Source organism: Comamonas koreensis (assembly GCF_014076495.1).
Lineage (GTDB): Bacteria > Pseudomonadota > Gammaproteobacteria > Burkholderiales > Burkholderiaceae_C > Comamonas > Comamonas squillarum.
The window spans coordinates 1269288-1287598 of the sequence record NZ_CP043575.1; the positions used below are offsets into that span (position 1 = coordinate 1269288).

The window sequence follows — 18311 nt, forward strand, 5'->3', positions numbered from 1 at the left end:
AATCAATGGCTGGGGGCCGGGGCGGGATCGCTGGCCTGCAGGTAGCGCGCCAGCCGCAGGCGGCTGATGGCGGCAATCTCGTTCAGCGCCAGTCGCAGCTCCTTCTGCCGCGTGTGGCCCAGGCGCTGCTCGAACACAAGCAAGGCCGATGCCAGGCTGTGCTGGCGGATGCAGAGAATGAAGGGAAAGCCAAAGCGTTCGCGGTAGGCGCGGTTGAGGTCATCCCAGCGCTGGGCCTCGGCCGCCTGCAGCTGGCCCAGGCCCAGGCTGGCCTGCTCGTCGGTGGATGCGGCATTCATCGCCCCCTGCCGGGCCAGCGCGCCACCCAGCTCCGGGTGGCCGGCGTAAAAACGGATGCGCGCCGGTTCATCAAGCCCGGCGACTACGGCCAGCATGGCGCTGTGCAGGGCATCGGCGCTGGCAAAGGGGCGCAGCGCCACGGTCTGCGCCGCCACCCAGGGCGCATGCTCCCAGATGTCGGCCAGGGCCGCGCAGAAGTCGTCAGGGCTGCAATGGTTGAGGTGGTCGAGGCGTTGGGCAGGCGTCATGCAGGCCATGCTAGGCCTGCAGACCATTGCCGTCCATCATAGGTTTGGCAATGCTGCATACGAAAAATTAGTACAATCGCCGCATTCCGGAGGTCCCACCCGATGCGCCATTCGCTTGTCCCTACCGCTTTGCGCTATGCCGACCAGGTGGCCCGCTCGGGCTCGATCCAGAAAGCCGCGCGCGAGCTGCATGTGGCCGCATCGGCGATCAACCGCCAGATTCTGGCGCTGGAAGAAGAGCTGGGCGTGCCGCTGTTCGAGCGCATGCCCAGGGGCATGCGGCTGACGGCCTCGGGCGATGCGCTGATCACGATGGCCCGGCGTTGGCGCCAGGATGAGACCCGCATGGTGGCCGAGGTGCGGCGCATCCAGGGCATCCACCAGGGCCATGTGTCGCTGGTCGCGATGGACAGCCATGCCACCGGCGTGTTGCCCGCGCTGATCGAGGCACTCAATGCCCAGCACCCCTTGGTCAGCCTGTCGGTAGAGCTGAGCACCCCCGACGATGCCGAGACGGCGCTGATGACCGGCAAGGCCGACCTGGCCGCCATCTTCAACCTGGCGCCGCGCCGTGAGCTGCTGGTGCTGTGGCAAGCCCAGCTGCCGCTGGGCTGCGTTGTGGCGCCGGGCCATGCGCTGGCCGGTCGCAAGAGCGTCAGTTTCCAGGAGGCGACCGCCTATCCGATCGCACTGCAAAGCCGCGCCATCACCATCCGCCGCCTGCTGGAGGCGCAGTTCAGCTGGCTGTTTAAGGATGCGCGCGGCTTTGTCGAGAGCAATTCGCTGCAGCTGGTCAAACAGCTGGCGCTGGGCGGGCAGCGCCTGATCTTTACCTCGCAGCTCGATGTGGCCCCTGAGCTGGCGGCCGGTACGCTGGTGTTCATCCCCATCCGCGACCAGGGCGCCGAGCCCCAGAGCATCAGCGTGGCCGTCGATGCCACGCGCCCGCCAGGCCCGGTGGTCAAGCTGGTGGCCCAGCAGCTGAGCCAGGCTCTGCAGGCCAGCCTGGACCGGGCCCGCCAGCCAATTCCAGGCTTGGCCTGACGTCGGGCGAAGGCTGCGTAGCGGCCGCCCACAGCTTCCCAGCGCTTTGCGTCAGCCACACTTCCTCGCTATGCTGCTCGGTTGGCCCGATGGGCTGATTCGAAATAATACAAAGAGGGAGGGATTTATGTGGACAACCATGGGCGTGGTGTTGGTGACCATCGCATTGACGTTTGTCGGTCTGTTTGTGCTGCTCAAGTTCGGCATTCGCTGGTATTTTTCGCGCATGCTTGGGCATGTGCAGGCGCTGGGTAGTGCGCAGCAAGGCGTGGTGGCTCGCATCACGATGCAGTTGGACAAGCTGCAGTTCAGCGACCCGCAGGTGCGCCGGGTGATGCAGGAGTTCAAGGCGCTGGGCTATGCATCGGCCGGGCGCTACACGATTGACGAAATGCCCGGTGTCAAGATCTGGGCGGGCACGCATTCGCAAAACGGCAGTCTGGCCCTGGTGCTGGAGCTGGCGGACCGCTACTTCTCCGCAGATGTGGTCCGTTTTTATGACAATGGTGCAGCGCTGGGCGCGGGCACCAACCCGGTGTTCCATGCCGAGCACTACCCCAGCCATGTGCAGTACCGCCAATTTCCACGCGATACGGCCATGCAGGACCTGGCCCAGTGGCTGGAGGCGCGGCCCTTGCAGTCTGCGGTGGTGGCGGCCACGCCCAGGAATCTGCGCCAGCTCAATGCGCGCATGTACGCGGAGATGATGGACTTTCAGCTGTCGCAGCCCATGCCCAGCCTGGAGGCCTGGAAGCGCATGGCTTTGCAGGATGCCGCCGCCTTGGGAAGTGCCCTGCCGACCTTGACCGAGCCGCAATGGCAGGCCGCCTACGATGCGCAAAGGCAGAGCCAGCAGACGGCCACCGAAGACGCCCTGCAGGACCATGTGCTGCGCAGCGGGCAGGTGTCTGCCGCGCAGTGGCAGGCGATGGCGCATGAGCTGGTCTATGTGCATGCGCTCCTCGGCGCAGAAGAGGTCGCAGAGCGCGCACTGCGGCGCAGCGCCTGGACGGCGGATGCGCCCCAGGTCGAAGCGCTGCTGCGCCAGAACCTGGCGCATGCCGAGCTGTTTGAAGCGATCCAGGGCCTGCTGCCCGAGGACGAGCGCTTTGTCTACCTGATCAGCATCGATGCGCCGCTGGATGCGCGGGTGTACCGGCCGCAAGCGCTCTGATTGCGAGGCGGCAGATGCCCGTGCTCTGGCACACCAAGGTGCCCGAAGCTGCGGACAGGTCGACGAAGCTTAGCGCTTAACGCTCTGCGCGGTAGGGCTCGTCCACTGCGACAAAGTCCTGCTCGGCCAGCGCCGCATCGATCCAGGCCTTGACGCCGGGCAACTGGTGCACGCGCTCGATATAGGCGGCAATCTCGCCGGGGATGGGCAGCTGGTAGGTCTTGAGGCGCGAGCACACCGGCGCGTAGTAGGCATCGGCAATGCTGAATTGGTCAAACAGCATGGGGCCGCCATGCTGGGCCAGCAGGTGGCTCCACATGCTGCACAGGCGCTCGACATTCTTGCGCACAGCGGCGTTGTCGCGCCAGACGATGCGGCCCACCTCGGCCAGGTCGGCCTCGATGTTCATCGGGCAGGCACTGCGCAGGGCGGTGAAGCCGCCATGCATCTCGGCGCAGATGCTGCGGGCGCTGGCGCGGGCTGCCTTGTCCTTGGGCCACAGCTGCTTGTCAGGGAATTGCTCCGCTGCATATTCGGCAATCGCCAGGCTGTCCCAAACGCTGATGTCGCCATCGCGCAGCAGCGGCACCGTGCCGGTGGGGCTGATGGCGGTCATCGTGCGTTTGAACTCGGACTGGCTGTCAAAACCGTCGAAGCGGACAAACTTCTCTTCAAAAGGAATGCCCGCCTGGCGCAGCAGCACCCAGGCGCGCATGGACCAGGAGGAATAATTTTTGTTGCCGATATAAAGCTGCAGCATGATCTCAACCGATTGATGAATGAAGGTATCGGGCCATTAATACCGTCTGCACGCGCCCCAAAATGGGCTCGCCAGCGGCTACGAATCGCCCAGGGGCCAGACTACGCCATTGTCATTGAGGATGGCATCGAGCGGCAGGTCATGCGCTTCGGGCTCGAAATCATCGACAAAGCCATTCGTAAAGCCCAGGCCGACGGTGAAGGGGCGCGGCTCCAGCGCGGCCAGGGTGCGGTCATAAAAACCGCCGCCGTAACCCAGGCGGTAGCCGCCCGGGCCATAGCCCACGCAGGGCACAAACAGCAAGGTGGGCACGACCAGCTCGGTATTTTGCGGCTTGGGGATGTCGTAGGCATCCATCTCCATCGGGCAGCCGGGGTACCAGGCGTGGAAGCTCAAGGTCTTGTGCTGCTTGTTCACCACCGGCAGCGCAATGCGGCGCAGCTTGGGCTCGTCCATCAGCGCACCGTCTTCCTTCCAGCGGTGCAGCGCGGGCAGAGGGTCGAACTCGCCCTTGATCGGCCAGTAGGCGCCGATCACCGCATCCTGGCGCTCCATCAGCCAAAAACGCAGGACTTGCTGGAGCTGTTCGGCGCGCTCCAGACGATCGGGCATATGCAGACGCTGTTCAATGAGCGCTTGGCGCACGGCTTTTTTATCCATTGCAAATATCCCTACAGAAACACGCTGGGTCAACCATTCTGACAGCCAAAAGTGACGCTCCCAGCAAATTGGGTACGGTGAAAACCAGGTACCTTTTTTACATATTGGGGCTGTTTCGGTAAGGGCATGTAAGAGTAAGCCTGGTATTGCAGCCTTTGGGACCGCGGGCACGCTGGGCGATGTGTATGATTTTAGGGATCACCTGGGCGCCGCTCTATAGCGCCGCTGTCTCACAACCTGGATCGGCTATGCCTTGGAATGTTTTCACCCCCTTGATGGCGGCCTTGTTGGCCTGTAGCGCGCTGCCGCTGGCCGCCCAGACGATTTTGCAGGGCGCAACGGCCGCGCCCGCCTCGGTGCAGACGCCCGTGCAGCTGCAGTCCAGCCCCTCGGTCAGCAGTGGCATGGTCAACGACGATGTGATCGTTGACATGCAGCAGGCCTTTCGCAAGCGCGAGAAAAGCAAACTTACCCAGCTGCTGCCCGGCGCGCGCGGCCATGTGCTCGAGCCCTGGGCGGCGTACTGGGAGCTGCGCGCGCGCCTGAGCGAGGCCACGCAGGACGAAGTGCAGGCCTTTTTGACCCGCTGGGCCGGTACCTACCAGGAAGACCGGCTGCGCAACGACTGGCTGCGCCTCCTGGGCCAGCGCCGCGACTGGAGCAATTTCGATGCGATGTACCCGGCATTCCGCATGGGCGACGACCGCGAGCTGCGCTGCTACGCGGCGGTGATCGATCTGGCCAAGGGCGGCGAGCGCGAACCGCTGGCCAGCACGGTCAAGAGCAACTGGTATGCGCAGCGCGACTCGGAAGACGGCTGCAACCTGGCGGCCTCGGAGCTGTTCTCGGCCGGTGGCCTGCAGGCCGACGATATCTGGCGCAGAGCGCGCCAGACCATGGAAGCGGGGCGCCCGCGTGCCGCCCGCGCTGCGGTGGAGGTGGTGGCCCCGATGCAGCTGCCCGCCTTTGCGACCATGCTGCAGTCGCCCAGCAAGTTTTTGACGGCCCAGGCCAAGACGTCCTCCAAGGAGCAGCAGGAGCTGGCCACCTTGGCGCTGATCAAGATCGCCGCAGACAACCCCGATGGCGCCGCCACCTTGATGGAAGGCCGTTGGAACGAGCTGCTGACCCAGCCGCGCCGCGACTGGGTCTGGGGCGTCATCGGCAAGACGCAGGCCACGCGCCTGTCACCCGATGCGATGGCCAGCTTTGCCAAGGTGAGCAAGGACTCCCACCTGAGCGACGACCTGCTGGCCTGGAAGACGCGCGCGGCACTGCGCGCCGGCCAGTGGCAGCAGGTGCGCAAGAGCATCGAGGCGATGAGCGCCGAGGAGCGCGAAGACCCGACCTGGATGTACTGGCAGGCCAAGGCCTTGCAGGCGGGCCGCATCAGCGAGGCGCAGACTCAGCAGTCGCGCCAGCTGCTGCAAAAGATTGCCGGCACACAGGGCTTTTATGAGCAGCTGGCGCAGGAGGAGCTGGGCCAGCCCATCGTCATCCCGTCGCAGCCGGTGGCCATCGACGAGCAGGCGCGCCAGGCGGTGCGCAGCAGTGCGGGCCTGGCACGTGCGCTCTATGCGATTCAGCTGGGGCTGCGCAGTGAAGGGGTGCGCGAGTGGAACTACATGACCAACCTGCACCAGCGCGGCGGCATGGACGATGCCCAGCTGCTGGCTGCGGCCGAGCTGGCCTGCCAGCGCCAGATCTGGGACCGCTGCATCAACACCAGCGAGCGCACCAAGACCGTGGTCGATGTGGGCCAGCGCTACCCGATGCCGTTCAAGGAGGCCGTGGTGAACCGCTCGCGCGAGATTGGCCTGGACCCTGCGTATGTCTATGGTCTGATCCGCCAGGAAAGCCGCTTCATCATGGATGCGCGCTCGGGCGTCGGCGCCTCGGGCCTGATGCAGATCATGCCGGCCACCGCCCGCTGGACCGCCCGCAAGATCGGCATGACCGATTTCACACCGGCCAGCATCAATGACCGCGACACCAACATCACCCTGGGCACCGCCTACCTCAAACTCGCGCTGGATGATTTTGACGGCTCGATGGCGCTGGCGGCTGCCGGCTACAACGCCGGCCCCGGCCGGCCGCGCAACTGGCGCAATGGCCCGGTGCTGGACGGCGCCATCTGGGCCGAGAACGTGCCCTTTGCCGAGACGCGCGACTATGTGAAAAAGGTGCTCTCCAACACCACCAGCTATGCGGCGATTCTGACGGGCCAGCCCCAATCGCTGCGCGCACGCCTGGGCTCGGTGGGGCCCAAGCCCGAGGGCGAGCCGGATCTTTCCAAAGAGCTGCCCTGATCGGGCGGATGGTGACGTAAGCGCGCTTACTGGTTAACCAGCAGCGCGCCCTCACGCCGCGCGGCGCCCGAGCGCTCCAGGTCGGCCACCAACGATGCATGCCACTGCGCCAGGTCCTGGCCTGCAAAGTAGCGCTGGTGCAGCAAGCCGTAGTAGGGCGTGGCGGCCAGCCAGGCCTGCACTTGCACCAAGGGCAGCTGCTGCCATTCCAGCAGCTTGTACTTGAGCAGTACCTTGGCGGCATAGAGCGCATGGCGCTCGGGGCTTTGCACAAAGCGCTCCAGCCGCTGGCGGGCGGTGTGCAAGGCACTTCCCACATCGCTGAACGCACTGCCGTGGCCGGGCAGCACCAGGCGCGGCTGCAGGCGCTCGATCACATCCAGGGTGACGGCCACCTCGTCAAAGGCCGCCGTGCCTTCGATCTCCGGAAAGACCACGCCAAAGCCGCTTTCCCAGAGCGCGTCGGCCGAGATCAGGATGCCGGAGGCGGGCTCAAACAGAATCACCGAATGCGGGTCATGGCCGGGCGCGGCATGGATCTGCCAACGCTGCTCACCGAGCGTGATCTCTGTGCCCGGCTGCAGCAGCTCGTCCATCTGAAAGCGCGGGCAGTCCTGGCCGGTGGGGCGGTAGCTCAGCTGGTTCTCGTCCCAATCGGTGACCGCCTGCGCATGGCCGGGCGCAATGCTGGTGCGGGCCTGGGGCCAGCGCCGCTGCAAAGCGGCATTGCCGCCGCAGTGGTCGCTGTGCAAATGGGTGTTGACGATGCGCTGCAGCGGCGCGCCTTGCAGGCTGGCCTCGATGAGGCCCACGGTCTGCGCGGCATGGCTGCAGTAGCCGGTATCGACCACCGCCGTGGTGCCGCGCACAAACACCGTGTTGTTGGCCGACAGCCAGCCGCGCTCGATGAACTGGAGATCGGCGGGCAGCGAAGCGGTGGAGGCGGACATGGTGGCGCAGGCGAAGGGGCAAGACCGCCAGCCTAGCAGACGCGGCATGTCTGGCGCTGGCACCCAGGTGTCAGCGGGGCGTTTGCGGGCCGCTGCTGCCCAGCATGAAGGCCTGGCGGGCCTCTTGGGGCGCGGCCAGCGTGTCGGATTCGTCCTTGAGCTGGACGCCCGAGAGCTTGCGCTGGCGCGCCTGCTGCATCAGGTAGTGCAGCTTGTGGACGGCCTGCGCATAGCTCAGCCCCTGCTCGCGCACATTCGAGATGCAGTTGCGCGCCTCATCGGTCATGCCCGGGCGGGGCTGCCAGGTCATGTACAGGCCCATGCTGTCCGGGGAGCTCAGGCCCGGGCGCTCACCAATCAGCACCACCACCAGCGAGGCGCCCAGTGCCGCACCAATCTCGTCGCCCAGCGCCACCCGGGCATGGCGCACCACCGTGATCGGGCCGACGCGCCACTGCTCGGCCAGCGCCGGCAGCATCTGGCGCAGAAAAGGCAAGGCATTGCGCTCGATGGCCAGCGAGGAAAGCCCATCGGCGACGACAAACACCACATCGGCCTGGGCAGGGGGCAGGCCCTGGAGCAGAGCCCGCGACTCGGCGCTCAGGCGCCGGCCCAGATCCGGGCGCTGCAGGTAGGTGGGGCGGTCTTGGGCGGCGCTGTGCAGGCGCAGCACCGGCTGGGTGTGCAGCGCTTGTAGTTCGCCCGCGAGCGGGTCCATGTCAAGCTCGGTATGCACGGCCATGCGTGCCTGGGCATGGGCGAGGGCAAAGTCCAGGTGCGCGCGCGTGGGCAGGCTGGTGCCGGCGCGGCCCAACGCAATGCGGGCGCTGGTGAACTGGCGCAGGCGCTCCCAGGGGTTGGGGGTGACGGCGGCGCTCGCGGGCTCGGCTGGGTCGGGCAGGGCGGCTGGAGCAGAAGGGCGTGGGGACATGGGGAGCTTCAGTTGAGCTGGGCCAGCGCTTGCGAGAAAGGCGCGGGCAGGTCAGTGGCCAGGCGCAGGCCCGGGCCCGGGCCCGAGCCTGCGGCCTGGGCAATGCCCATGGTCTGCAGCCAGGCCTCGAACTCCGGCGTGGGCCGCAGGCCCAGGGTCTTGCGCAGGTAGAGCGCATCGTGGAAGGACGTGGTCTGGTAGTTCAGCATGATGTCGTCCGAGCCCGGAATGCCCATGATGAAATTGATGCCAGCCACGCCAAACAAGGTCAGCAGCACATCCATGTCGTTCTGGTCGGCCTGCGCATGGTTGGTGTAGCAGATGTCGCAGCCCATCGGCAGGCCCAGCAGCTTGCCGCAGAAATGGTCTTCGAGCCCGGCGCGGATGATCTGCTTGCCGTCGTAGAGGTACTCGGGGCCGATAAAGCCGACCACGGTGTTGACCAGCAGTGGCTCGAACTTGCGCGCCACCGCATAGGCGCGCGCCTCGCAGGTCTGCTGGTCCAATCCATGGTGGGCGCCGGCCGACAGCGCGCTGCCCTGGCCGGTCTCAAAGTACATGGCGTTGTTGCCGATGCTGCCGCGAGAGAGGCTCTGCGCCGCGTCATAGCCCTCTTGCAGCAGGGCCAGGTCCAGGCCAAAACTGCGGTTGGCAGCCTCGGTGCCGGCGATGGACTGGAACACCAGGTCCACCGGCACGCCCCGGCCAATGGCCTCGATGCTGGTGGTCACATGGGTGAGCACGCAGGACTGGGTGGGGATCTGGTACTGCTGGATCACCTCGTCGAGCATGAAGAGCAAGGTGCTGACGGCGGCGATGCTGTCGCTGGCCGGGTTGATGCCGATGACCGCGTCGCCATTGCCGTACATCAGGCCGTCGAGCAGGCTGGCAGCAATGCCCGAAGGGTCGTCGGTGGGGTGGTTGGGCTGCAGCCGGGTGGACATGCGGCCGGGCAGGCCGATGGTGTTGCGAAAGCGGGTGATGACGCGGCATTTCTGCGCGATCAAAATCAGGTCCTGGTTGCGGCAGAGCTTGGAGGTGGCAGCTACCATCTCCGGGGTCAGGCCGGGCGCCAGCGCGCGCAAGCTCGCCTCGTTGGCGGCATCCGACAGCAGCCAGTCGCGAAAGCCGCCCACCGTCAGGTGCGCTACCGGTGCAAAGGCGGCGCGGTCATGGCTGTCGATGATCAGGCGGGTGACCTCGTCGCTCTCATAGGGCACCAGCGCCTCTTGCAGAAAGTGGGCGAGCGGCAGATCGGCCAGCGCCATCTGTGCGGCAACGCGCTCGGTGTCATGGCGGGCCGCAACGCCGGCCAGTTGGTCGCCCGAGCGGGCCGGTGTGGCCTTGGCCATCAGCTCGCGCAAGGAGGCAAACAGATGGCGCTCGGCGCCAACGGTATGGGAATAGGGCATGGTCGCAGCGCCTCCTCAAGGGGTTGTCTCGCCGGGGGCGTCGGCCACCAGGTGGTGGCGGCTGTACAGCGCAAAGTAGGCCACGAAGACAGCGTAAACGATGACCGCGCCGATGAGAACCCGGGGGTCCACCAGAAAGCCGGCCACTACCGCGATGCAGGCCAGCACCAGCGCGATGCCCGAGGTGAAGACGCCGCCCGGCGTGCGGTAGGCGCGCGGCAGGTTCGGCTCCTTGATGCGCAGCCAGATGTGCGAGGCCATCATCATCACGTAGGAGATCGTGGCGCCAAACACGGCGACCAGGATCAGCAGATCGCCCTGGCCGGTCAGCGACAGCGCAAAGCCGATCGCGCCGGGCACCAGCAGCGCGAGGTACGGGGTCTTGCGCTGCGTGGTCAACGACAGGCCCCGGGGCAGGTAGCCGGCGCGCGACATCGCAAACACCAGGCGCGAGTAGCCATAGATGATCGAGAAGAAGCTGGCAATGAGGCCGGCCAGGCCGACAAAGTTCACAAAGCGGCTGATCCAGGTGGGGCCACCCAGCACCTTGCTGGATTCGAGCGCCTCGACCAGCGGGTTGCCCGAGTTCATCAAGGCCGCAGCCCCCGCGCCGCCTGGCGCCAGCACCAGGATCAGGCCGCAGAACAGCACCAGCACGGCGATGGCGCCAATCAGGCCGCGTGGCAGATCGCGGCGCGGGTCCTGCGCTTCTTCGGCGGCCAAGGGCACGCCTTCTACCGCGAGAAAGAACCAGATGCCATAGGGGATGCAGGCCCAGATACCGATGTAGCCAAAGGGCAGAAAGCTGCTGGCGCCCCAGGCGTCGGTAGGCGCAATGTCGAACAGGTTGCTGAGCTGGAAATGCGGCACCATCGCGACGATGAAGACCACGAGCGCAACGACTGCCAGCGCGGTGACGGCAAAGATGAGGCGCAGGGCTTCACCCGCGCCATAGATGTGGATGCCCAGAAACACGGCATAAAAGCCCAGGTAGACCATCCAGCCATCGATGCCGAACAGCGACTGGCAGTAGGCGCCGATAAAGGTGGCAATCGCCGCCGGTGCAATCGCGTATTCCATCAGGATGGCGACGCCACATAAAAAACCGCCCCAGGGCCCAAAGGCGCGCCGGGCAAAGCCATAGCCGCCGCCGGCCGTGGGCGCGATGGTGGCGAGTTCAGCGAGCGCAAAGCACATGCAGGTGTACATCGTCGCCATCAGCGCCGAGGCGACCAGCAGACCGCCCCAGCCACCAGTCTTGAGGCCGAAGTTCCAGCCGGCATAGTCGCCCGAGATGACATAGGCCACGCCCAGGCCGACCAGCAGCAGCCAGCCGGCGGCACCGCGCTTGAGCTGGCGCTGTTCGAAATAGTTGCTTGGGTGCGCGGCGCTGGCGCCTGCGGGATTGGGGTGATGGGCCATGGCCTGCCTTGTTGTCTGTGGTGTCCCCGATGGTGGCAAGAATGGCGCGCACGCTCTATCCGATTTCGGCAAATCTGGCTAAGGGGAAGGCTGGGTTGACCTTGGTGCGCTTTTTGCATGACCATGCCTGTATGCCTAGCCACGCCATTGCGCCGCCATGTCCCTGAGCGCCCCTTGTTCATCGCCCGCGCTGAGCAGCTCCCGTGCTGAGCGCGGCGCAGCGGCGCGCGGCCCAGCGGTGCGCGGCCCGGCTGCGCAGGTGGCGCAGACCTGTGATGTCGATGAGCAGGCGGCCTTGCTGCAGGGCTGGAACCAGCGCTATGAGCAGCTGTCGGCCGGCAGCTTTGAGGGCCGGGTGACCAGCCTGCACCTGGGGCCTATCCAGGCCTGGCGCGAGTTCTCCAGCCAGGCGCTGCACCAGACCGGTGCCTTGCGCGCCGGGCAATTGGCCATCGGCCTGCCCAGCAGCATTCCGGGCAACACCATGTTCTGCAACCGCTCCTGCAGCGAGGGGCATGCGATTGTGTTCTCGGGCGATGGCCCGTTCGAGTTTGTCTCGCCCGGCGGCCTGGAGATCATCGATTTTGTCGTGGACCGGGGCAGCCTGGACCCCTATCTGACGGCCAGCGAACGCGAGCAGCTGCAGGCCCAGCTGGCGCAGCCGCATCTGCGGCCGGTCTCGGCCCATGAGCGCTGGCGCCTGCCGATTCTGCTGTCCGACATGCAGCAGTGCCTGGCCGATACCACGCCAGACGCCCTGCCGCCCCAGCAGCTCGACGAGATGGCCGGCGATGTGCTTGCCGCCATTGCTGCGGTGCTGCGCGATGGCGTGGGGAGCGAGGCCGATGAGCAGCTGTCCTACCAGCGGCGCGCGCATATCGTCAGCATGGCGCGGGAGCGGGTGGTGGCGACGGGCGCCGATGGCTCATTGACGGTCGAAGACCTGTGCCAGGCGCTGGCGGTGAGCCGCCGCGCCTTGCAGTACTCGTTCCAGGAAGTGCTGGGCATCTCGCCGCAAAGCTATCTGCGCGCCGTGCGCCTCAATGGTGCACGCCGCGCGATCAAGCAGGGCAGCAGCGTCTCGGACGCCGCGCTGGCCTGGGGCTTTTGGCACTTTGGCCGCTTTGCGCAGGAGTACAAGGCGCTGTTTGCCGAGCTGCCCTCCCATACCTGCAAGCGCTACCGCTGAGCGGCGCGCGCAACTTTTAATCCTGGGCGTCTGCCGCCAGCTCCGGCAGGCCGCGCAATGCGGCATACACGGGGGTGAAGTCGCCCTCGGTCATGTCAAACAGCTGCTGGAAATCGTCGATGACGAAATAGGTCTGCTGGTAGCTGTCGATCTTGTAGCGGGTGCGCATCGTGCGCTCCAGCGACAGCGGCAGGCGCTGGGGCAGCGGGCTGGTGACGGCGTGCTGCAGCTCGCCCGATGAGCTGAGGATGCCGGCGCCATAGGCACGGATTTCACCTTTCTCGCGGATGAGGCCGAACTCGATCGTGTACCAGTAGAGGCGGCTGAGCATCTCGCAGGCACCCAGACGCTCGGCCTTGAGGCCGCCCTGGCCATAGCGCTGCACATAGTCAGCAATGACCGGGTTGAACAGCAGCGGCACATGGCCGAACAGGTCGTGGAAGATATCGGGCTCGACCACATAGTCGAACTCCTCGGGCTTGCGGATCCAGTCGGTGACCGGGAATTTTCGGTTGGCCAGCAGGCTGAAAAAAGGCACCTCCGGGATCAGGCCCGGCACCGCGACGATCTCCCAGCCGGTGGCCTGGCGCAGGCGCTGGTTGATGTCTTCAAAGCGGGGGATGCGGTCTTCGACGCCGAGCGATGGCAGCGCATCGATGAAGGCCTGGCTCGCCAGCCCCGGCAGCAAGGCCTTTTGGCGCGCATACAGGCGCCGGTAGGTGTCGTGGTCGGCCTCGGTGTAGGCGGCGTAGTCCTGCGCGCAGGTGTAGTCGTCCTGCGCGCGGCTGTAGTCGCCGCGGGGCGGCCGGTCCGATTGTCCATAAACCACGGGTGCTTGTCCCATGCTGTGCTCCTTACATTGTGGAGCCGCCAACACAACCCTTGATACGTCGTTGCCAAGCCTGGTCGTACGTCTGTACTGCCTGCGGCTTGACGCCTAGTCTCAACCGCAAACCTTCGGTTTGCTGGGTCGTGTTACCGGCTCTTATAAAGACCAGCCGGGCACCCGCAGTTGATGGGCTGCAGGCGCTCAGTTGGTCTTGATCTTGATCGTGTTGATCAGAAACTGAAACTTGCGTGCTTCCTGCGATACAAAGTGCGACAGCTCCTTAAGGCGCATGTCTTCGGGGGCGATGCCCATCTTCAGGTACTCGGCCTTGAAGCGCGGGTCGGTCAGCGCGCCCTGGAAGGCGTAGGCGTACTTCTGCGCTTCCTGGTCGGGCAGGCTGGCGGGCGCAAACACGCCAAACCAGGTAGAGACATCAAAACCGGGCACGGACTCGTTCACCGGCGGCACCTGGGGCAGGGCCACATTGCGGTCCGATGTGGTCACGGCCAGCGCCAGCAGCTCGCCGGACTTGATCAGCGGCAGGGCCGAGGCCAGGTTGTCGAACACCACATCGATATCGCCGCTCAGCAGCGCCTTCTGGGCCGGGGCCGCACCGGCGTAGGGCACGCTGGGCATCTGCAGATTGGCCAGCGACTTGAGCATCTCGCCCGAGATATGGCCGATACTGCCGTTGCCGCCCGAGCCCATCTTCAAGCTGCCGGGGTGGCCCTTGATATAGCTGACCATCTCCGAGGTGGACTTGATACCCAATTGGTCCGCGCGGCTCTTTTTCATCACCAGCACGTTGGGCACGCGCGCCACCAGGATCAAGGGCTTGAAGTCCTTTTGTGCATCGTACTGCGGTGGTGTGCCCAGGTAGGGCAGCACCGCGTGTGTGGCCACCGCGCCCATCAGCACCATGTTCTCCTGGGGCTTGGCCTGGGCCACCAAGGTCGCGCCTGTGGCACCGCCGGCCCCCGGCTTGTTGGCCACCGTGATGGTGCCCAGTTGCTTTTCGGCGCCCTGGGCCAGCAGGTGGGCCGAGGTGTCCAGCGGGCCGCCGGCGGGGTAGGGGACCACAAAGGTCAGCGGTTGGCTGGCGTTCTGCGCGCTGGCAGCCAACATGAAACCAGACAGAACGGCGGCGAGGGTGACGGAGCGTTTCACAATTGTTTCCAGATTGATAAATCGCTCCGCAGTATAGAGAGGCCGCATGGCAAATTGAGGAATATCAAAGCCGCAGCCGTTCAATTTTTCCTATAGCACCCCACGGCGAATCTGATCGAGCTCAATGCTCTCGAACAGCGCCTTGAAGTTGCCATTGCCAAAACCATCATCGCCCTTGCGCTGGATGAACTCGAAGAAGATGGGGCCCAGCTGGTTCTCGCTGAAGATCTGCAGCAGCAGTTTCTGGCCGGTGCCATCGATCAGGATCTTGCGCTTTTTCAGCTCGGCCACATCCTCGCCATGGTCGGGCAGGCGCTTGTCCACCAGCTCGTAGTAGGTGTCGATGGTGTCGAGCAGCTTGACGCCGCCGGCGCGCAACTGGTCCACTGTTTCGTAGAGGTTGTCCGAGCCCATCGCGATGTGCTGGATGCCTTCACCGTTGTACATGTCCAGGTACTCCTGGATCTGGCCGGCCTTTTCCTTGCCCTCTTCATTGATGGGGATGCGGATCTTGCCGCAGGGGCTGGTCATGGCCTTGCTCTTGACGCCGGTGACCTGGCCTTCGATGTCGAAGTACTTGATCTCGCGGAAGTTGAACAGGCGCTCGTAGAAGCCCGCCCATTCGTCCATGCGGCCCCGGTGCACGTTGTGGGTCAGGTGGTCGATATAGGTCAGGCCGTGGCCGTGCGGGTTCAGCGCCTCTTCGGCACTGACGCCGGGCAGCGGCTCGAAGTCCACATCGAAGAAGCCGATGTTGCCGATGTCGCCAGCTTGGGCACCGTTCTTGCCGCGCCAGCGGTCCACCAGGTAGATCAGGCTGTCGCCAATGCCCTTGATCGCGGGGATATTCAGCTCGCCTGGGCCGGCCTGGCCGGCATAGCCCCAGGCGCCCAGGCCCAGGGCGCGCTCATAGGCGGCCTTGGCGTCCTGCACGCGGAAGGCGATGGCGCAGACGCTGGGGCCGTGCAGGCGGGCAAAACGCTGGGCAAAGCTGTCGGGCTCGGCATTGATGATGAAGTTGATCTCGCCCTGGCGGTACAGGGTGACGTTCTTGTGGCGGTGGCGCGCGACGGGCTTGAAGCCCATGGACGTGAAGACCTTGCCCATGGCGACCGGATCGGGCGCGGCATATTCGATGAACTCGAAGCCGTCGGTGCCCATGGGGTTGTCCCAGGTCGTGAATTCGGTGGTCTGGTGGGGAATGGCGGCTGTCATCGCAGGTCTCCTGTGGATCGTCTCGGGTGGCGCCAGCGTCGGCTGGCTGCTGTGCCTCCACTGTACCGATCTTGGTGCGCAGCATTTTGGCGATTTATCCCAGTCCAATCGCTGGCAAAGCCTGATTCATGTGTTCTTGCTAAAAATCAAGCATTAAAATTGCGTGATCCTGTTGTGTCGCGCTGCTGCGGTGCAGCAAAAACATTCTGGACCTCTGCCATGACCACCTCTGCCTACCCCCTGGACAAGCTCGACCGTGCCATCTTGCAGCGCCTGCAGCACAACGGCCGCGAAACCTATGACGTCGTGGGCGAGCAGGTCGGCCTGTCGTCCAGTGCGGTGCTGCGCCGGGTCAAGCGTCTCGAAGAGGTGGGCGTGATCGAGCGCTATGTGGCCCTGGTCAAGCCCGAGGCCGTGGGCCTGTCGATGACGGCCTACCTCAATGTGCGGCTGGAGAAGTTCACCGAGGCGAGCAAGCGCAACCCGCTCGATCTCTTCCGCGCCAGCGTGCAAAGCTGGCCCGAGGTGGTCGAATGCGTGGCGCTGACCGGGGACATGGATTATCTGCTGCGCGTCGTCGTCGCCGACATGGCCCACTACAGCCGCTTTGTGATGGATACCTTGCTGCGCCACCCTGCGGTGCAGGACTGCAAGACCAGCTTTGTGCTGGACCGTGTCAAGCTCACCACAGCGCTGCCGGTATTGCCCGGGGTCTGAACCACAGCCGATGTTGCGCCAGCGCAAACGGCGCTGCGATTGCTGGGCCGCTCACAGGCCCTTCAAACCGCATGCCCGAGTGCCCACTTGCGGCGCAAAGCCGCATGGCCGGGGGCTTTGAATACCCTTTGTAAGCGCGGGGTAAGCCATAGGCACGAAATATGCTGCATCGCAGCATGATTGATAATACGCGGGTTAACCCGTATATTTACCCCATGATCACGACGAAAGAATGGTTCCCTTCATCCGTTGCCAACGGCATGATGGCGTTTTTCCCCTTCTTTGGCCGGTTGGGCGAGAGCCCGCAGCAGCCCGACGGCAAGAAGCCACGACCTTCCGCCTCTATGGTTCCTATCCGCGCCCTCAGTGAGCGTCACCGCCCGCGCATCCTCGCCCATCTGCTGGCGCTCGATGCGCAGGACCGCTATTTGCGCTTTGGCTACCAGGCGAGCGACGCGCAGATCGCGCGCTATGTCGAGGGCCTGAATTTCGAGCGTGACGAGATCTTTGGTATCTATAACCGCAGCCTCAAGCTGATTGCGATGGCCCATGTGGCCTATGCGCCGCCGTCGTCGAACATGGCCAGCTGCGCCGAGTTTGGCGTGTCCGTGCTCAAGTCCGGCCGGGGCAAGGGCCTGGGCAGCCGTCTGTTCGAGCGCGCAGCGATGGACGCGCGCACCAAAGGCGTGCAGATGCTGTTCATCCATGCACTGTCCGAGAACACCGCGATGCTCAAGATCGCGCGCAAGGCGGGAGCCACGGTCGAGCGCGATGGCTCCGAATCCGAGGCCTACCTGAAGTTGCCACCCGCAGGTTTTGACACCCGCATGGCCGACCTGGTCGAGGACCAGATGGGCGAGATGGACTACCAGTTCAAGAAGCAGGCGCGCCAGTTCTGGGATTTCCTGTCCACCGTGCAGGAAGTGCGGCGTGATGTGCAGGAAGGCCGGCACAAGTCGGGCCAATGAGCCGTGGATGTGCAGCAGGGCGTTGCTGAAGAATTCAGCAGCGATTTCGGAGGAAATCCGCAATTTGATATCCTGATCGCTTGTTTCACTACCGCACGTCCTGCATTCCAAGACAGTGTCAGACCCCCATCCCTCGCGCTTCCCTGACAAGGAAGACAAACGCACCTTTTTCCAGAAGGTCGCTGAACTGATTCACCCGGCCCCGGACTCTGCGGACGAGTTGATCGAAACCCTGGCGGAAGCCGAAAGCAACGATGTCATCAACGCGGACTCCCGCGTGATGCTGGAGCGGGTCATCCGTATGGAAGACATGACCGCTGGCGATGTGATGGTCGCCGCGCCCCGCATGGACCTGGTGGACATCGAAGCCGACTACGAGTCGGTGCTGCACACCGTCATCAACACCGCCCATTCGCGATTCCCGGTGTTCCAGGGTGAGCAGGAAAACATCATTGGCATCTTGATGGCCAAGGACCTGCTCAAGCTGCAACGCTCCCCCCAACTCAATCTGCGCGCCCTCCTGCGCCCGGCCGTGTTTGTGCCCGAGAGCAAGGGCCTCAACGACCTGCTGCGTGAGTTCCGGGGCAACCGCAACCACCTGGCCATCGTCATCGATGAGTTTGGCCGCGTGGCGGGCCTGGTCACGATTGAGGATGTGCTCGAACAGATCGTCGGCGAGATCGAGGACGAGTTCGATCTGCCCGAAGACGAGGGCGATATCTTTGCGCTGGCCGATGACACCTTCCGCATCTCGGGCGACACGCCCGTCGAGCGGGTGGCCGACGAGTTCAACGTGGTGCTCGAGAGCAGTGACCCCGATGAGTCGTTCGAAACCATCGGTGGCCTGATTGCCCACGAGCTGGGCCATGTGCCCAAGCGCGGCGCCCACATCATGCTGGGTGGCCTGCACTTTGAGGTGCTGCTGACCAAGGGCGGCGCGGTGCGCTGGTTCCGCGTGCAGCGGGCCGCGCCGGTGTCGGACCCGGCAGCAGACGCTTGAGGCAGCGCCCGATAGG

General features: G+C 65.0%; 18 protein-coding genes. 8 read left to right on the forward strand and 10 right to left on the reverse strand.

Going from position 1 to position 18311, the window contains the following annotated elements:
• Positions 1–2: 2 nt before the first annotated feature.
• Complete coding sequence (gene uraD, locus F0Q04_RS05720; RefSeq protein WP_165841209.1) at positions 3–548, reverse strand: 2-oxo-4-hydroxy-4-carboxy-5-ureidoimidazoline decarboxylase; 546 nt, start codon at positions 546–548, stop codon at positions 3–5.
• 102 nt (positions 549–650) lie between these two features.
• On the opposite strand from uraD, the gene F0Q04_RS05725 reads away from it, so the two are divergent.
• Both F0Q04_RS05725 and F0Q04_RS05730 read left to right on the forward strand, forming a co-directional pair.
• Positions 651–1592, forward strand: coding sequence for a LysR family transcriptional regulator (locus F0Q04_RS05725; RefSeq protein ID WP_182344882.1), 942 nt, complete (start codon positions 651–653; stop codon positions 1590–1592).
• A gap of 127 nt (positions 1593–1719) precedes the next feature.
• On the forward strand, positions 1720–2766 hold the full coding sequence (locus tag F0Q04_RS05730) for a hypothetical protein (RefSeq protein ID WP_182344883.1): 1047 nt from the start codon (positions 1720–1722) through the stop codon (positions 2764–2766).
• A 76-nt stretch (positions 2767–2842) separates the two neighbouring features.
• Here the strand turns inward: F0Q04_RS05730 and F0Q04_RS05735 are convergent, their stop codons facing one another.
• On the reverse strand, positions 2843–3526 hold the full coding sequence (locus F0Q04_RS05735) for a glutathione S-transferase family protein (protein ID WP_182344884.1): 684 nt from the start codon (positions 3524–3526) through the stop codon (positions 2843–2845).
• A gap of 78 nt (positions 3527–3604) precedes the next feature.
• Entirely contained in the window at positions 3605–4186 is a 582-nt protein-coding gene (locus F0Q04_RS05740) for a 5-formyltetrahydrofolate cyclo-ligase (protein ID WP_021028751.1), read from the reverse strand.
• Positions 4187–4434: 248 nt separating this feature from the next.
• Here F0Q04_RS05740 and F0Q04_RS05745 point away from each other — a divergent pair, with 248 nt between their 5' ends.
• Positions 4435–6495, forward strand: coding sequence for a transglycosylase SLT domain-containing protein (locus F0Q04_RS05745; protein WP_420093976.1), 2061 nt, complete (start codon positions 4435–4437; stop codon positions 6493–6495).
• A 26-nt stretch (positions 6496–6521) separates the two neighbouring features.
• Here the strand turns inward: F0Q04_RS05745 and F0Q04_RS05750 are convergent, their stop codons facing one another.
• The 4 genes from F0Q04_RS05750 to eat all read right to left on the reverse strand — a co-directional run bounded on the left by F0Q04_RS05750 (position 6522) and on the right by eat (position 11210).
• Positions 6522–7445, reverse strand: coding sequence for an MBL fold metallo-hydrolase (locus F0Q04_RS05750; protein WP_182344885.1), 924 nt, complete (start codon positions 7443–7445; stop codon positions 6522–6524).
• A gap of 70 nt (positions 7446–7515) precedes the next feature.
• Positions 7516–8376 carry an ethanolamine ammonia-lyase subunit EutC gene (gene eutC / locus F0Q04_RS05755; protein WP_182344886.1) on the reverse strand — a complete coding sequence of 287 codons (861 nt, stop codon included), beginning with the start codon at positions 8374–8376 and terminating at the stop codon, positions 7516–7518.
• A gap of 8 nt (positions 8377–8384) precedes the next feature.
• Entirely contained in the window at positions 8385–9788 is a 1404-nt protein-coding gene (locus F0Q04_RS05760) for an ethanolamine ammonia-lyase subunit EutB (RefSeq protein WP_182344887.1), read from the reverse strand.
• Between the two features lie 15 nt (positions 9789–9803).
• Positions 9804–11210 carry an ethanolamine permease gene (gene eat / locus F0Q04_RS05765; protein ID WP_116926634.1) on the reverse strand — a complete coding sequence of 469 codons (1407 nt, stop codon included), beginning with the start codon at positions 11208–11210 and terminating at the stop codon, positions 9804–9806.
• A 157-nt stretch (positions 11211–11367) separates the two neighbouring features.
• Here eat and F0Q04_RS05770 point away from each other — a divergent pair, with 157 nt between their 5' ends.
• Complete coding sequence (locus F0Q04_RS05770; RefSeq protein ID WP_182344888.1) at positions 11368–12399, forward strand: helix-turn-helix domain-containing protein; 1032 nt, start codon at positions 11368–11370, stop codon at positions 12397–12399.
• A gap of 16 nt (positions 12400–12415) precedes the next feature.
• Here the strand turns inward: F0Q04_RS05770 and phhA are convergent, their stop codons facing one another.
• From phhA to hppD, 3 genes are all read right to left on the reverse strand, one after another.
• A complete protein-coding gene (gene phhA / locus F0Q04_RS05775; RefSeq protein ID WP_116926632.1) occupies positions 12416–13243 on the reverse strand; it encodes a phenylalanine 4-monooxygenase in 828 nt (275 codons plus the stop codon).
• Positions 13244–13429: 186 nt separating this feature from the next.
• On the reverse strand, positions 13430–14395 hold the full coding sequence (locus tag F0Q04_RS05780; RefSeq protein WP_313900072.1) for a tripartite tricarboxylate transporter substrate binding protein: 966 nt from the start codon (positions 14393–14395) through the stop codon (positions 13430–13432).
• 90 nt (positions 14396–14485) lie between these two features.
• Entirely contained in the window at positions 14486–15610 is a 1125-nt protein-coding gene (hppD, locus tag F0Q04_RS05785; RefSeq protein WP_182344889.1) for a 4-hydroxyphenylpyruvate dioxygenase, read from the reverse strand.
• On the opposite strand from hppD, the gene F0Q04_RS05790 reads away from it, so the two are divergent.
• From F0Q04_RS05790 to F0Q04_RS05805, 4 genes are all read left to right on the forward strand, one after another.
• On the forward strand, positions 15597–15767 hold the full coding sequence (locus F0Q04_RS05790; RefSeq protein ID WP_182344890.1) for a hypothetical protein: 171 nt from the start codon (positions 15597–15599) through the stop codon (positions 15765–15767). The two genes, hppD and F0Q04_RS05790, sit on opposite strands and share 14 nt — an antisense overlap.
• Before the next feature lie 62 nt (positions 15768–15829).
• Positions 15830–16327: an Lrp/AsnC family transcriptional regulator gene (locus tag F0Q04_RS05795; protein WP_021028762.1), complete on the forward strand. Its 498-nt coding sequence runs from the start codon at positions 15830–15832 to the stop codon at positions 16325–16327.
• 215 nt (positions 16328–16542) lie between these two features.
• Positions 16543–17295 carry a GNAT family N-acetyltransferase gene (locus F0Q04_RS05800; protein WP_182344891.1) on the forward strand — a complete coding sequence of 251 codons (753 nt, stop codon included), beginning with the start codon at positions 16543–16545 and terminating at the stop codon, positions 17293–17295.
• Between the two features lie 115 nt (positions 17296–17410).
• Entirely contained in the window at positions 17411–18295 is an 885-nt protein-coding gene (locus F0Q04_RS05805; RefSeq protein WP_116926628.1) for an HlyC/CorC family transporter, read from the forward strand.
• Positions 18296–18311 lie beyond the last annotated feature (16 nt).